The organism is Bacteroides sp. AF39-11AC, assembly GCF_003474285.1.
Classification (GTDB): Bacteria; Bacteroidota; Bacteroidia; order Bacteroidales; family Bacteroidaceae; genus Bacteroides.
Map to the genome: position 1 here is coordinate 303,139 of NZ_QROH01000003.1, position 14,794 is coordinate 317,932.

At 40.7% G+C, this 14,794-nt stretch carries 13 protein-coding genes; 8 read left to right on the forward strand and 5 right to left on the reverse strand.

The features are described 5' to 3' along the window. Nucleotides 1-24 precede the first annotated feature (24 nt). Nucleotides 25-1,119 (forward strand): metallophosphoesterase, encoded by a 1,095-nt coding sequence (locus tag DW036_RS06905; RefSeq protein WP_118462377.1) that lies wholly within the window; start codon nucleotides 25-27, stop codon nucleotides 1,117-1,119. A 225-nt stretch (nucleotides 1,120-1,344) separates the two neighbouring features. On the opposite strand, the gene DW036_RS06910 is transcribed toward DW036_RS06905, so the two are convergent. Next, nucleotides 1,345-1,899, reverse strand: coding sequence for an RNA polymerase sigma-70 factor (locus DW036_RS06910; protein ID WP_118462379.1), 555 nt, complete (start codon nucleotides 1,897-1,899; stop codon nucleotides 1,345-1,347). A 157-nt stretch (nucleotides 1,900-2,056) separates the two neighbouring features. Between DW036_RS06910 and DW036_RS06915 the strand changes: the two genes are divergently transcribed. From DW036_RS06915 to DW036_RS06930, 4 genes are all read left to right on the forward strand, one after another. Further along, complete coding sequence (locus DW036_RS06915; protein WP_118462381.1) at nucleotides 2,057-3,823, forward strand: pectate lyase; 1,767 nt, start codon at nucleotides 2,057-2,059, stop codon at nucleotides 3,821-3,823. A 175-nt stretch (nucleotides 3,824-3,998) separates the two neighbouring features. Beyond that, complete coding sequence (locus DW036_RS06920; protein WP_007664170.1) at nucleotides 3,999-4,700, forward strand: iron-sulfur cluster assembly scaffold protein; 702 nt, start codon at nucleotides 3,999-4,001, stop codon at nucleotides 4,698-4,700. 19 nt (nucleotides 4,701-4,719) lie between these two features. After that, the gene (locus DW036_RS06925) at nucleotides 4,720-5,730 is read left to right on the forward strand and encodes a GGGtGRT protein (RefSeq protein ID WP_118220745.1); all 1,011 of its coding nucleotides are present in this window, start codon (nucleotides 4,720-4,722) and stop codon (nucleotides 5,728-5,730) included. A gap of 432 nt (nucleotides 5,731-6,162) precedes the next feature. Next, nucleotides 6,163-8,121, forward strand: coding sequence for an LruC domain-containing protein (locus tag DW036_RS06930; protein ID WP_118462383.1), 1,959 nt, complete (start codon nucleotides 6,163-6,165; stop codon nucleotides 8,119-8,121). A 111-nt stretch (nucleotides 8,122-8,232) separates the two neighbouring features. Here DW036_RS06930 and creD read toward each other — a convergent pair whose 3' ends face one another. From creD to DW036_RS06945, 3 genes are read right to left on the reverse strand one after another with little or no spacing between them, the layout of a single operon-like run. Continuing rightward, the gene (gene creD, locus DW036_RS06935) at nucleotides 8,233-9,630 is read right to left on the reverse strand and encodes a cell envelope integrity protein CreD (protein ID WP_233560334.1); all 1,398 of its coding nucleotides are present in this window, start codon (nucleotides 9,628-9,630) and stop codon (nucleotides 8,233-8,235) included. Nucleotides 9,631-9,689: 59 nt separating this feature from the next. Further along, on the reverse strand, nucleotides 9,690-9,986 hold the full coding sequence (locus DW036_RS06940) for a transcriptional regulator (RefSeq protein ID WP_118462385.1): 297 nt from the start codon (nucleotides 9,984-9,986) through the stop codon (nucleotides 9,690-9,692). A 3-nt stretch (nucleotides 9,987-9,989) separates the two neighbouring features. Then, a complete protein-coding gene (locus DW036_RS06945) occupies nucleotides 9,990-10,574 on the reverse strand; it encodes a hypothetical protein (RefSeq protein WP_118462387.1) in 585 nt (194 codons plus the stop codon). 143 nt (nucleotides 10,575-10,717) lie between these two features. Between DW036_RS06945 and DW036_RS06950 the strand changes: the two genes are divergently transcribed. Both DW036_RS06950 and DW036_RS06955 read left to right on the forward strand, forming a co-directional pair. Beyond that, entirely contained in the window at nucleotides 10,718-11,053 is a 336-nt protein-coding gene (locus tag DW036_RS06950; protein WP_187374566.1) for a DUF3795 domain-containing protein, read from the forward strand. 45 nt (nucleotides 11,054-11,098) lie between these two features. Next, nucleotides 11,099-12,067, forward strand: a complete 969-nt coding sequence (locus DW036_RS06955) for a PmoA family protein (RefSeq protein WP_118462389.1) — start codon at nucleotides 11,099-11,101, stop codon at nucleotides 12,065-12,067. Nucleotides 12,068-12,078: 11 nt separating this feature from the next. Here DW036_RS06955 and DW036_RS06960 read toward each other — a convergent pair whose 3' ends face one another. Then, nucleotides 12,079-13,152, reverse strand: coding sequence for a sugar kinase (locus tag DW036_RS06960; protein ID WP_118462391.1), 1,074 nt, complete (start codon nucleotides 13,150-13,152; stop codon nucleotides 12,079-12,081). 168 nt (nucleotides 13,153-13,320) lie between these two features. Between DW036_RS06960 and nhaC the strand changes: the two genes are divergently transcribed. After that, nucleotides 13,321-14,748: a Na+/H+ antiporter NhaC gene (gene nhaC, locus DW036_RS06965; RefSeq protein ID WP_118463151.1), complete on the forward strand. Its 1,428-nt coding sequence runs from the start codon at nucleotides 13,321-13,323 to the stop codon at nucleotides 14,746-14,748. Nucleotides 14,749-14,794: the final 46 nt, after the last annotated feature.

The window sequence follows — 14,794 nt, forward strand, 5'->3', positions numbered from 1 at the left end:
GCCAAATTTTAATACTTCTATTTTATGCCAATATTCTTCATTATCCTCATCACCGTATATCTTGGCGGAAACACCTATGTATTTCATAGAGGTGCACAAGCGTTATCCGGTCTTCCTGTCGGAATCAAAATTCCATTGGCTATTTTGTTTTGGCTCGCAGCTCTATCCATCGTGGGGACGATGCTGACCCGCAACATAAAAATGCCGGTTTTCTTATCTCATACGATGTATGAAATTGGAACCGGCTGGCTGATATTCACCTTATATATGGTCTTATTCCTACTCGCATTCGATCTGTTAAAACTATGCCGTGTCCCCTTCAACTACGGTTTCATCCTCTCTTTGGTATTTACAGTCATCTTATTAGGATATGGATACTATAATTACCGCCATCCTAAAACAAATATAGTCAACATCGCCCTCAACAAGCCTCTGATCGGTGACAGGCAAGCGATTAAAATAATTGCCGTGAGCGACCTGCATCTGGGCAATGGGACCGGGAAAGCGGCTCTGAAGCAATACGTGAAGATGATTAACGAACAAAACCCGGATTTGATTCTTATCGGAGGTGATTTGATTGACAACAGTGTAGTACCTCTTTATGCTGAAAACATGATGGAGGAACTCTCCGAATTAAAAGCACCATTAGGTATTTACATGGTTCCCGGTAATCACGAATATATCAGTGGCATGAATGCAAGTGCACGATTTATACAAGACACTCCCATACAGTTGTTGCGCGATTCGATAGTCACACTCCCCAATGGCATACAACTGATAGGACGGGACGACCGATCGAACACCGCCCGCCGCTCATTACAAGAGCTGATGGCAAATGTAGATAAAAACAAACCTGTTATCCTGTTAGACCATCAACCTTATAAACTGACGGAAAGTGAAGCAGCCGGCATCGACCTACAATTCAGCGGACATACCCATCGTGGACAAGTATGGCCTATGAGTCTGGTTACAGATCATATCTACGAACAAAGCCATGGTTATCGCCAGTGGGGAAACAGTCATATATACGTTTCCAGCGGCTTGTCTCTTTGGGGACCTCCTTTCAGAATAGGAACGAAGAGTGAAATGGTCGTATTCCAGCTATCCGCAAAGGAATAAGAAAAACAACACCCTTGCGGGAAGAATATAATTTGTTCTGTTTTTCCTGTCTCTCATGACCCAAACCGTATCAAGTCCGTGTTTGCTCCGTACCTATACGGATGGACTTGGTATGGAGTTGGTATGGAGCAGACAGGGAGAGGGTCTGGAGTTGGTAAGAAATTGATCTGAAATTCGTTTTTCCTCTAATGGTATATATAGGAATATAAGTGACGAGGTATACGTCTATAAATAAAAGAATATAAGAAAGTAATAGTACTCTTTCAGATATACGCGAAGCTTTTTGTATGCAATCTTTTTAAGAGTATGTACAGTTTCAACAGATACATTTAATTGCCCGGCTATTTCACCATTCTTTTTTCCTTCCATAGCCAATCGCATAATAGCCCGCATCTGATCGGGAAGTTTATCTATGGCTTCTGCCAGAATCTGGTATGTCTCTTCCTCTACTACTGCATCATGAAAAAAAGAATCCTTTTTCTTTTCAATAACTTTTTGAGCATATTCAAATACGACTTTAGAATGCTCCAATTCATTCAACGCCTTATTGCGCACAGCCGTATAAAGGAAAGCTTTGACTTGATGTAGATAGAAAAAATCATCTCTGATTTGCCATAGCTTAGCAAAGGAATCTTGTACAACGTCAGCAGAAGCTTCTTCATTTTCTGTATATTGGTTTGCAAACAAACAAAGTGCCACATAATATTTATCAAAAACATTATGGAACTCCCGTTCATTAAGCCTAATACTAATGAGTGTATGAGAAGTTTCTGTAACCACCAGCTTTCTTTTTTCTCTATTCTAATGCGAAAATAGAAAAAATATATTAAAAAATGACACAGTAAGACCTAAACTTCCACATAGAAAAAGAATTTGTCGACATCCGGGGTCCTAAAATGACATACTTTTGCAACATCAGAATATTAATCTTAAAACCATGAAGAAAAGCTACACACTTCTATTTATCATGCTTTTATGTGCCGTTTTTGCACAAGCTCAAACCACTCCCGCCTTTCCCGGTGCCGAAGGTTTTGCCCGCTATACCGTAACCGGCGGACGTGGAGGAATCGTATATCACGTCACTAACCTTAATGATAGCGGTGAAGGATCACTGCGTGCAGGAATTGATATGAAAGTTCCCCGCACCATTGTTTTTGATGTATCGGGCATTATTGAACTGGAAAGCAGGCTAGTCATAAAAAACGGTGATCTTACCATTGCCGGACAAACGGCTCCGGGAGATGGTATTTGTATCAAGAACTACACCCTGCACATTGCCGGATATAAAGAAGAAGAAAAAAAGGATCAATGTGCCACTAATATTATCATCCGCTTCATTCGTTGCCGACTGGGAAACGAAAAAAAAACAGAAGACGATGCCATGTGGGGACGTTATACCTCGGACATCATTATAGATCATTGCAGTATGAGCTGGAGTACGGACGAATGTGCTTCTTTTTATAGTAATAAGAATTTCACTATGCAGTGGTGTATCTTGAGTGAAAGCCTAACCAAATCGGTACACGTCAAAGGAAACCACGGATATGGAGCGATTTGGGGAGGTGAGGGAGCAAGTTTCCACCATAATCTGCTGGCTCATCACAGTAGCCGCACTCCTCGTCTGGATGGCAGCCGCTCCGTAGGAAGATGGGAAGAGGAACTAACCGATCTGCGCAACAATGTATTCTATAACTGGGGCCCCACCAACGGAGGATATGCCGGAGAAGGCGGACGATATAACTTTGTGAACAATTATTATAAACCGGGTCCCTCTACTGCCACAAAGAAAAGTATCGTCAACCGTATCTTTCAGCCCAATGCCGATGATGGCACACAAAGTAATCCTACAGGTATATGGGGAAGCTTTTATGTGAATGGTAACTACTTTGACGATACTTGCTCCAAGTTGAGTAACGACATGAAAAAACTGGTGGGTGAAACCAATGCAGATAACTGGGAAGGCATTCATCCGCATCTGGGTAACGGTGAATTGCCGGGAGGTAGTAAAGACGGTATTAAAAGTAAGACAGAATTTGAAGTTGCATCCGTTAGTACGCATGCTGCAACACAAGCTTATGAAAAAGTACTGGCACAAGTGGGCGCCAGCCTGAAGCGTGACGCCGTCGATGAACGGATCATCTCTGAAGTTAAGAATGGGAATTACACTTATGAAGGTAGCAACGGCAGTAGTAACGGACTGATTGATTCACAAGCCGATGTGGAAGGATGGCCTCTGTACAATAATGAAGAAAAGCCTGCTGATTCCAATGGGGACGGTATTCCTGACACTTGGGCTACCCAATATCTTCCCGTCGGCAAAACCTATAAAGACATAGAACCATCTACCGGTTACTCTTATCTGGAACTTTATATCAATAGCCTCGTTGACGACTTGATGAAAGCCTGCTACGAAAACAGCAGTAATTCCCCAAGCATCCACGATTTCGGTTTATATGGCACTACAACGGGGATTTCTTCTCCTTCTGCCCCAAAAACAGATGCGGTAAAATGTTTCCGGCAGGATAAGCAAATTGTCCTTAAGGGACTTTGTGCAGGGGCATGCATCGAAATTTATGACTTGTCGGGCAGAATCATGGCTTCCTATCAAAGCTCTGACGAACAGGCTATATACCCCCTCACCCAGCCTGCCATTATTAACATCCTATCAGGAGGGAAAAAATACAGTTTCAAAAGTCCCCGTTAATTTTATTGTAATGTGGAGATTGCAATACACAGAAACACTGTCTATTATTATTTATTTTTATAAAAAAAGTCAGATAACTCGATTTGCATAAACAAAGAAAAGAAGTAACTTTGCGAGCGATTTTAGAAAGTGGATTACGTTTTTTAATTTATATAACTTAAAAAAAGAGCTAATTATGACTTATTCACACGAAGTGGAACACATGTGTGTTGTAAAGAAGGGTCCTAACCACGGACCGGCTCCCATACCCGAAGAAGGCAAATGGGTAAAATCAAAAGAAATAGTTGATATTTCAGGTTTAACACATGGTGTAGGTTGGTGTGCTCCTCAACAAGGTGCTTGTAAACTGACTTTGAACGTAAAAGAAGGTATCATTCAGGAAGCATTGGTTGAAACAATCGGCTGCTCCGGTATGACTCACTCAGCTGCTATGGCTGCTGAAATCCTTCCGGGCAAAACAGTACTCGAAGCATTGAATACTGACCTTGTTTGCGACGCTATCAATACAGCAATGCGCGAACTTTTCCTGCAAATCGTTTACGGACGTACTCAGTCTGCTTTCTCTGAAGGTGGTTTGATTATCGGTGCAGGTTTGGAAGACTTGGGTAAAGGTCTGCGTAGCCAGGTAGGTACACTGTACGGTACTTTGGCAAAAGGTCCTCGTTACCTGGAAATGGCCGAAGGTTACATCAAGAATATCTTCTTGGATAAGAATGACGAGATTTGCGGATACGAATTCGTTCACATGGGTAAATTCATGGATGAAATCAAGAAGGGTACAGATGCTAACGAAGCATTGAAGAAGGTTACCGGTACTTACGGTCGCGTAACACCTGAGCAGGGAGCAGTTAAACATATTGATCCACGTCACGAATAATATAAGGAGGAAAGAAATTATGATTAGAGAAGTAAAATTTGAAAGTCAAGACCGTCGTATCAAAGGTATCATTGCTGCCTTGAACGCTAACGGCATCAAAGACATCGAGGAAGCAAACGCAATTTGCGAAGCTGCCGGACTTGATCCTTATAAAACGTGTGAAGAAACTCAACCTATCTGCTTCGAAAATGCAAAGTGGGCTTACGTAGTAGGTGCAGCTATCGCTATCAAGAAAGGTTGCAAGAATGCTGCTGACGCTGCCGAAGCTATCGGCATCGGTCTGCAAGCTTTCTGTATCCCGGGTTCTGTAGCCGACGACCGTAAGGTTGGTATCGGTCATGGTAACCTGGCAGCTATGTTGTTGCGCGAAGAGACTAAGTGTTTTGCTTTCTTGGCAGGTCACGAGTCATTTGCTGCTGCAGAAGGTGCTATCAAAATTGCTGCTAAAGCTGACAAAGTACGTAAAGAACCTCTGCGTTGTATCCTGAACGGTTTGGGTAAGGACGCTGCACAGATCATCTCTCGTATCAATGGCTTTACTTATGTACAAACTCAATTCGACTACTACACTTCTGAACTGAAAGTTGTTCGCGAAATCGCTTATTCTGACGGCGAGCGTGCCAAAGTAAAATGCTATGGTTGCGACGATGTACGTGAAGGTGTAGCTGTTATGTGGAAAGAAGGCGTAGACGTTTCTATCACTGGTAACTCTACTAACCCGACTCGTTTCCAACACCCGGTTGCAGGTACTTACAAGAAAGAGCGCATGCTTGCTGGTAAGCCTTATTTCTCAGTTGCTTCCGGTGGTGGTACAGGCCGTACTCTTCACCCGGATAACATGGCAGCCGGTCCGGCTTCTTATGGCATGACGGACACGATGGGCCGTATGCACTCAGACGCTCAGTTCGCTGGTTCTTCATCTGTTCCTGCTCACGTAGAAATGATGGGATTCCTGGGTATCGGTAACAATCCTATGGTAGGTTGTACTGTAGCTTGTGCAGTAGACGTAGCTCAGGCTTTGAGCAAGTAATTTAAGTTACTTCATATAGATAAACTCCTGTAATCCTTGCGATTGCAGGAGTTTTTATTTTATGGTAACTTGTATAGATTAACAAGTGAATATTCCCTATTCTATAAACCTAATGAGCATTGGTTGCAGAGCATTTTTAGTAATCTTCTTTTCGCATTAAAGCAAGCTAAAAGAACAATACAGGCTCTGCTCTATGAATTCAGACAAATTTAGATTCATGTTGAAATTGTAAAATCTGACTATGAAATAAGAAATTTCGAACAATTAATTAGCTATTTTATTGTATATCTAATTATTATACAATATATTTGCAATTGTTTATTATGGTCATTTTCTACAAACGTCAATCGAACACTGTCTTCTCTTGCATTTGTAAGGATTACACATAGACCTGAAAAAGGAACGCGAAACTATCTATAAACACTAAATAATATGTGGAAAAAATTATTAAGAACTACTTTAATCGCTGCACTTGTATTAAGCAGCTGTACAGACAATGATGTTTATAAGGGTCCTAAGGAGGATGAAAAAGAATTCAACAATTTCCCCTTCTCTACTGTACAGAAGGACGTAAACTTAAATGTGAATTACGTAAATGGTACTGTACAATCAAATGTGTATTTTGAAGTATATGATGAAATGCCTGTCACTGAAAGTGAATACGGTACTTATATCAAACGTCAGGATGTAGATTATCTGTTTGCAGCCTACACCAAAGAAGACGGTACTTATAAAGGGAAGATAGAATTACCTTCTTACTTAACAAAGGTATATATCTATTCCCCTGCTTTCTTTGCACAAACCTTGATGGAAGCAAATATTGTAAATGGCAATATTGAAGCAACGGATAATTCAGCCACTGAAACGCGTACAATCACCTCAACCAAGGAATCACATGATAGCTATCTGGTAAGTAATAAAAATGGGAATGAAGTATGGAAGACTTGGTTAGGCGATTACGACATGTATAAAAACGGGGATATTAATTATAAGTATAATGGTACATTGGCAGCAACCAAGAAAGATGGTTTATATACTGCACACACCCGTATTATAAACACACATAATACTTGTCCGCAAGAATATCGTGGCTACTCGGATATGTATGTTAACAAAGATGCTGAAGTAGTAGTTACATTCTTGGGACAAAATACCTGTTGGACATGTTCATTGGGATATTACTACTATAAAGAGGGGGAGCAACCCGCAGACCTAAATGAGGCTCATGTAATCATGTTATTCCCAAATACTCAGGATGGCAATTGGTCCAACAATCTCAATTTAGCAAAAAAGAGTGCAGGCATTGATCCACTGACCGCCGTACAACTAATGTATTATCCCAATATCGCAAGCGGAAGTAAAGAAGGAGCAACAACGGCATTCCCCAAGGGTTATAGGATAGGTTTTGTATTAGCCACCAACGGCTGGAATAATCATGTTGGCGGTTTCACTGGATACAAAAAATACCGTGCTGCCACTTCAAGTGGTTTAAGTTTAAATGCCGATGGTGTGAATTTTAATGAACCACGCACTGCCGTTTATAGATATGGTGACTGGATATTGACTTCTTTTGAGGATTATATGACTGATGAAAACTTTAGCGATGTAGTTATTACTTTGAAATCTAATCCGGTAGACGCTATTACCGATATACCCGTGACAAATCCTGATGATGATAAAACAAGCATTGATTTCCTTAAAGGTATATACGCATTCGAGGATCTTTGGCCCAATCAGGGAGATTATGACATGAATGATGTAGTTGTGCGATATAACTATGGCAACACCTTCAATGAAAAGAATCAAATATATTCCGAATCATTCACATTCAAAACATTCCAGAATGTAGCTACCAATAAAAATGGTTTAGCATTCAGACTACTTACTAAAGGAAATATTAAGTCTACCACTTATTCTATTCGTAAAGAAGGTGAGAAAGACTTTGCTGAAACGACATTTACATATGAACCTCAGGAAAACATATACCTCCTGACTGAAAATGTAAAAGACAATATGGGAGCAGAATATAAAGTAACCGTTAATTATAGTGATCCCATTTCAACACAATCTGAAGCTCAGGCATTCATCTTTAAGAATGAAGAAGACGGTTTACGATGGGAAATGCATGTTCCTTTAGAAGTACCGACATCTAAAATGAACAAAGACTATTTTGGTCAGGGAGATGATGCTTCTCAAATATCTCAGAGTATCTACTATGTACGTAAAGGTAATTACCCGTTTGCATTCTTCCTGAGTCGGGCTACAGAAAGTGATTTAAGCAAATTGTTGGATAGTGCCAACGAAAGAAAAGCTATTAATCTGTTATATAGCGGCTATGATGAATGGGTAACCAGTAATGGAGAAAAGAACAAAGATTGGTATAAAAAATAAGTACTTCTAAAGAAATACTCAGAGACCGAAGATAGAAGCTGAGGGGCAAATGAATATATGAAGAGAGTATCCAGCTCATAAACGGATACTCTCTTTTTATTTACAAAGAATTTATTCATTAAACCAGTCAATCTTCTTAGAGAAATACATCACCATCGCCAGTATCACAAACAATCCGAGACTACCGGCCAGCAAAGCAAAGGTTTCTAACTGGATAAGAATGAAAACATAAATGTAAAGAACACTTAGCAAACCTACCATAATGAAAGCCGTTTTTTTTCTTTTTATAATCCCCAGCATGTATCCACCCACCAAAGCAATAGTAAGCACCGATGCCACCAAATAAGCCATATTAAAGCCAATATGCTCGGACATGGATAATAACAGACTATAGAATAGACAAAGAGCTAATCCCACCAACAAATATTGCAAGGCATGAATGCGGGTTTTCTCCATTATCTCTGTGAAGAATATTACTGTAAAAGTAAGTAGAATAATCAGAATAGCATATTTAGTAGAGCGCATAGACTGTTGGTACTGTTCTACCGGCATTTTCAGGTTGACACCAAAATTAGAGTTTTGAATATCTTTAACGCTGGCATTCTGATAATTGACAAGTACCTGGGGATAATTCCGATTGAGATTCAACACCTGCCACTGTGCAGAGAAATCTTTCTCTGTAATCTCCCGTTTCTCGGGCAAATAATTACCATCAAAACTTGGAGTATTCCAATTTGCCTTCAGATTCACTTTGGTAGTTTTGCCCAATGGGGTAAAGTAGATAGACTGTGAACCTTTCAATTTAATTTTCATTTCATAAGGCAATTTCCTGTCTTCTTTCAGAGAGGAAAGGTCGACAATGGCATGAACACCCATACTTTCAATACCTCGTCCATCCATTCCCGGCTCAAATGTATATACAGAATCATTCAGTGTTATACTAACCTGCTCACTGAGACCACGCATATCTGTTAGATTCAAGCAAACAGCTGCTCTGTTATACTGAAGCACATCCATGTCGACATTACTCTTACGGAGTTCTTCCGAACTAAAGAATCCCTTGAACAGTAATTCGGACTGATAGACATTTACCTTATAAATTCCTCTCTGAAGAATTTCTGTACTCAACTGTCCATCTATTGACAATTCATCAGGAAGCAATGTTATACTCCCCATAGTAACCTTCTTTACTCCATTATCTTCCTGAGTAACGGGGTATTGAAAGTTAATATAAGGGCCTGTAATAGTCTGTGCCAAACTCCACTTCTGGCCGACTTCCTCAATAGCATCTGCCTGTATCCGCCCACGTTCCCTAATCATATCTTCGATCATAAACATCGGGATCAACAGCAATAAAATTAGAAAAGCGATAACTACCACTTTAATCGATTTGGAGAAACGGCGTAAACAGCCGCTCGCCTGTTTCTTTGTTTCATTCAGATTCTTTGCAAAATCTCCATTGAAATCTTCATTCAAATTGTCATTCAAATTGTCATTCAAATTGTTCATAATAGAATAGTATTAAGTAAGATATTTAGTATTGTCCGGTTTTGTGTGAAGCCAAACATCTACGTTGATTTCAGAAAATTCTCCAATGCTTCAATGTGAGTTTTGAAAGCTTTCTTCCCCTCCTTAGTGGCTTGGAAAGATGTTTTCGGCTTTCTGCCCATAAAACTCTTCCGGCAAACGATATACCCCAACTCTTCCAAAGCCCTCGTATGGCTTGCCAAGTTACCGTCCGTCAGTGAAAGTAATTCCTTCAAAGTATTGAAATCGGCATCTTCATTTACCATGAGAACTGCCATAATACCCAGACGAACTTTACTTTCAAATGCCTTATTTATATTTTGAAATGCTTCTATCATCTATTATTTTTTTCTTTCGTACTGTAAATAAAACAACATGCCATACAAAATATGGAATCCACCAAAACCAATTGTCCAAAACATCAAGCCATGTCCTTCAAAGAAACAGTCTGCAATGCCCAGGCAAAGAAAAGTATATCCTAACCATGCTACATTGGAGTAAGTGAACTTAGACACATTAACCAAAGAAAGTCCATAGAAAAGTAACATTACAGAAGATACAAGTCCGTAATGTTCATGTAGCAGTAAGGCTATACAGAACAACCCGCCCGTCAACAATGGCAGTGAAAAATTCCATGCAATACGATAAGTTAGTTTACTGAATAGCTTTTGTTGCATCTTCTTGGCCTTATACCAGGATAAGATACAGGCGGTAACAACTGAAACAGTCAAAACCAGTGAAGCAACCATTATTAGTCCTTCCCTATTATCTCCTGATCTTAATAACTGACCGGCCACATAAGCACCGGCTAATGCATACACTCCGGCCAAGACAGCCGTCATTCCACTGAGAGATACGAACTTGGAAGATCTTTCCATCAACTCCTTTATCTCATTTACTGATTCTATTGCTTTATTCTTATTCATATATAAAAAGTACTTTGTAGTGCAAAGTAAAATATAAAAAATGAAAGGAGCAAAGAATATCGAAAAAAAATGTATTCAATGAGATTAAGCCGCATAAGAATCATTATATTTGCAATCAACCAAATATCAACAGTCATAGCCTAATGATGAAACAATTAATTGCTTGTTGCGGATTAGATTGCGAAAGCTGCGATGCCCGCATAGCTACTGTCAGAGATGACAATGAGTTAAGAGAAAAAACAGCCCAACTGTGGAGTAAGTTGAATAACATACCGGAGATTACGGCAGATACCATTAATTGCATGGGCTGCCGTGTGGATGGGGTGAAAACGATGTATTGCAGCGACATGTGCGCAATCCGCAAATGCGTAAACGAAAAAGGATTTAATACTTGTGGTGACTGTAAAGAATTGGATAACTGCCAGATAGTGGGTCCTATTTTTCAGCATACTCCCAGTGCTAAAGAAAATCTTCTATAACATTGTAGTTGATATATTTGCACTGCCAACAAAACATTGATAGCTATGTATAAATACACTGAAACAAAGAACATCATTTTATCTCTATTCCATTTAAGTTTTTTCGTGCTTTTCAGCTCATGCTCTTCTACCCACACTCCGTTTGCTGTGGTAGATACAAATAGAGCATTGGAGTACACAATGGATGGAAAACACTTGTTTACTTACAATTATGCAGTAACTTATCCTCCACAGGGCGTAGATACTGTTTATAAACGAAGCGGATTCATCCATCCTCTACGTACATTGGAAGGTGAGGTACTGACTAATTGTTCCCCATCCGACCATTATCACCATTTCGGCTTGTGGTATGCCTGGACAAAAACCACATTCGAAGAAAATGAAATTGACTTCTGGAATCTCTATAAGAAACAAGGTACGGTTCGTTTTCGGCAATTCGTTGAAGTGCAACCCGATGGTTTTTCTGCCGTACTCGACCATGTGGCATATCCCGACTCCACGAAAGAAAAAATAGCGATGACCGAGCAACTGAAAATCCGTATGGGAAAAACCAAACAACGAGGATATTACATTGACTATCACACCACGCTTCGTTGTGCCACTTCTGCCCCGGTAGTACTGGAAAGCTATCGCTATGGAGGCATTTGTATCCGTGTATGCGAAAGTTGGAACGGGCAGACAGCCGAGATGCTCACATCCGAAGGGCTCGACCGCAACAATGCCGATGGATCACTGGCCCGTTGGTGCTACTTTCAAAAGAAACCCGGCAAAGACGATGCCTGTATCCTGATTGTTCCTTACCCCTCCAATCTGAACTATCCCGAACCGATACGGGTATGGGATGATAAAGCCAATAATTCCCGGGGCGACCTGATGTGGAATTTCTCTCCAACCAAACACCAGTCATTTACTTTGTATCCCGATCAGGAATTGCGTCTTTCTTATCGTATCTATGTGCTGGATGAATCGATAAACGCCTCTACTGCCGAGGCACTTGCAAAAGAGGTTATCTAATTGTATTATTTTTATCGTGATACCCTTCCGGATGTATTTCCTTGCATCAGGCTTTCTACTTCCTCCACCGTCACATGATTAAAATCACCGTATACGGTATTCTTTAATGCAGAAGCTGCCAGAGCATATTCCAATGCTTTCTGATCATTATCCGGATACGTTATGAGACCATAAATCATGCCACCGACAAAAGCATCACCGGCACCCACACGGTCCACTTCGCATTCGATATCATAAATACCTGTATGCTTCAATGTGTTATCAGAATAGAGGACAGCAGCCAGCAAATTATGATTGGAAGTAATGGAATTACGAAGTTCCAAAAATGCCTTCTGGCAACGAGGAACAAGTTCCACCACCCGACGACCGAACTCTTGAAAGGCAGGAAGATTTGCTTCAAACGTAGTATCCGCAGCATCTACGGCTTTAAAACCGACAGGCTGTATGCCAAGTATCTCTTTATATTCCGGTTCGGCACCAAAAATAACATCACTATATTGTACTAAAGGTTGCATGACTTCGGCAGCAGAACTCCCATAGTTCCAAAGTTTCTTACGGAAATTCAGATCACAGGAGATAGTCAATCCCATACGGTCAGCTATTTCAAGAGCCTCACGACATGCATCGGCACCATCTTGTGACAAAGCAGCAGCAATACCCGACCAATGAAACCAACCGGCATCAGAGAATATCTTTTCCCAATCAATCATACCCGGACGCAAGGTAGCAAAAGAAGAGCCTTCACGGTCGTAAACCACATTGGAATTACGGAATGCCGCACCACTTTCCAAAAAATAAAGCCCCATGCGTTTACCACCAAAAACAATGCCTTCCGTACCTAAACCGTTAGCACGGAGCGAAGCTATACAAGCACGCGCCACAGCATTGTCTGGCAAACGGGTTACAAATTCTGTAGGAATACCAAAGTTAGCCAACGAAACGGCCACATTAGCTTCACTGCCACCGTAAGTGGCTATCATTTGATTGGTTTGTGAAAAACGAAGGAAATCAGGAGCAGTAAGCCTCAGCATTACTTCACCAAAGGTAACTACTTTCTTATTTGTGGCAATTTGTTTCTTATTCATACGATGTCAATAATAAAGATTAACTAAACAGCAAAGTTGTATTTTTATTCCAAGCAAACGCAAAGATATAATAATATTTATTGGCGGAAAAGCAGGGATAAAACATAATTATCAGATTTGTTGTAACTTTGCAAAGTTTTAACTGATATAACAAACAGAATGAGTTCATTGAAAAAAATTCCCTCTCCCTTAGTTTCCCTCCTGCCCATCGTGTTATTGGTAGGAATGTTATTCGCCACCATACATACATTCGGAAGTGATGCATTGGAAGGAGGCAGCCAGATTTCCCTACTGACCACTACCGCTTTTTGCGTATTCATAGGCATAGCATTCTACCGTGTCCCCTGGAAAGATTACGAACTCGCCATCACAAATAATATTTCAGGAGTTGCTACAGCAATTATCATCTTGCTGATAATAGGTGCACTAAGTGGAGCATGGATGATAAGCGGCATCGTCCCTACTCTTATATATTATGGCATGCAAATTATTCATCCTGATTTTTTCCTGGCATCAACCTGTATCATCTGCGCATTAATTTCTGTTATGACGGGTAGCTCGTGGACAACAATCGCCACTATCGGTATCGCACTGATGGGTATTGGCAAAGCACAAGGGTTCAACGAAGGATGGATAGCAGGAGCCATTATCTCCGGAGCATATTTCGGTGATAAAATCTCCCCATTGTCGGAAACTACAATACTTGCTTCATCCATAACAGACGTACCTTTATTCAAGCATATACGCTATATGCTGATAACCACCACTCCATCGCTGATTATCACACTGATCATCTTTACAGTAATGGGATTCGTCATCGAAACAAACTCTACTGCGCACATGGAGGACTTTGCCGTGTCACTGAAAGATACATTCACAATCACTCCCTGGTTACTGATTGTTCCTTTAGTAACCGGAATACTTATTGCACGAAAAGTTCCGTCCATCATTACCTTGTTCATATCCACTATGCTGGCAGGTATATATGCCGTCATTTTCCAACCTGATTTACTACGTGAAATTGCAGGAGAAAACAATATCTTCAAAGGGACAATGATGACATTCTACGGAAGTACCAGCCTGGATACAGGCAATAACATGCTGACAGACCTTGTTTCTACACGTGGTATGGCCGGCATGATGAATACGGTCTGGCTGATTCTTTGTGCCATGTGTTTCGGGGGTGCCATGACGGCAAGCGGTATGCTGGGTAGCATAACTTCAGTCTTTGTACGTTTCATGAAAGGAAGAGTCAGTGTTGTAGCATCCACTGTTTGTTCCGGACTGTTTCTCAACCTCACTACCGCCGACCAATATATCAGTATTATCCTCACCGGAAACATGTTTCGCAATATTTATGAGAAAAAAGGATATGAGAACCGATTATTGAGCCGTACTACGGAAGATGCCGTTACCGTGACATCCCCTCTGATACCGTGGAATACCTGCGGAATGACGCAGGCAACGATATTGAACGTATCTACGCTGACCTACCTTCCTTATTGCTTTTTCAACATTATCAGTCCGCTAATGAGCATCCTCGTTGCAGCCATCGGATATAAAATAGTGAAGCATCCCGTGAACAATCCCGAATAAAGGTTGTTTTGCAATAAACGAACAAGAATCGTAAAACCTAAACATT

Excerpts from the sequence above, each read along its gene's own strand:
- DW036_RS06905 (WP_118462377.1), top strand. The coding sequence starts at position 25 with ATGCCAATATTCTTCATTATCCTCATCACCGTATATCTTGGCGGAAAC.
- DW036_RS06915 (WP_118462381.1), top strand. The coding sequence starts at position 2,057 with ATGAAGAAAAGCTACACACTTCTATTTATCATGCTTTTATGTGCCGTT.
- DW036_RS06920 (WP_007664170.1), top strand. The coding sequence starts at position 3,999 with ATGACTTATTCACACGAAGTGGAACACATGTGTGTTGTAAAGAAGGGT.
- DW036_RS06925 (WP_118220745.1), top strand. The coding sequence starts at position 4,720 with ATGATTAGAGAAGTAAAATTTGAAAGTCAAGACCGTCGTATCAAAGGT.
- DW036_RS06930 (WP_118462383.1), top strand. The coding sequence starts at position 6,163 with ATGTGGAAAAAATTATTAAGAACTACTTTAATCGCTGCACTTGTATTA.
- creD (WP_233560334.1), bottom strand. The coding sequence starts at position 9,630 with ATGAACAATTTGAATGACAATTTGAATGACAATTTGAATGAAGATTTC.
- DW036_RS06940 (WP_118462385.1), bottom strand. The coding sequence starts at position 9,986 with ATGATAGAAGCATTTCAAAATATAAATAAGGCATTTGAAAGTAAAGTT.
- DW036_RS06945 (WP_118462387.1), bottom strand. The coding sequence starts at position 10,574 with ATGAATAAGAATAAAGCAATAGAATCAGTAAATGAGATAAAGGAGTTG.
- DW036_RS06950 (WP_187374566.1), top strand. The coding sequence starts at position 10,718 with ATGATGAAACAATTAATTGCTTGTTGCGGATTAGATTGCGAAAGCTGC.
- DW036_RS06955 (WP_118462389.1), top strand. The coding sequence starts at position 11,099 with ATGTATAAATACACTGAAACAAAGAACATCATTTTATCTCTATTCCAT.
- DW036_RS06960 (WP_118462391.1), bottom strand. The coding sequence starts at position 13,152 with ATGAATAAGAAACAAATTGCCACAAATAAGAAAGTAGTTACCTTTGGT.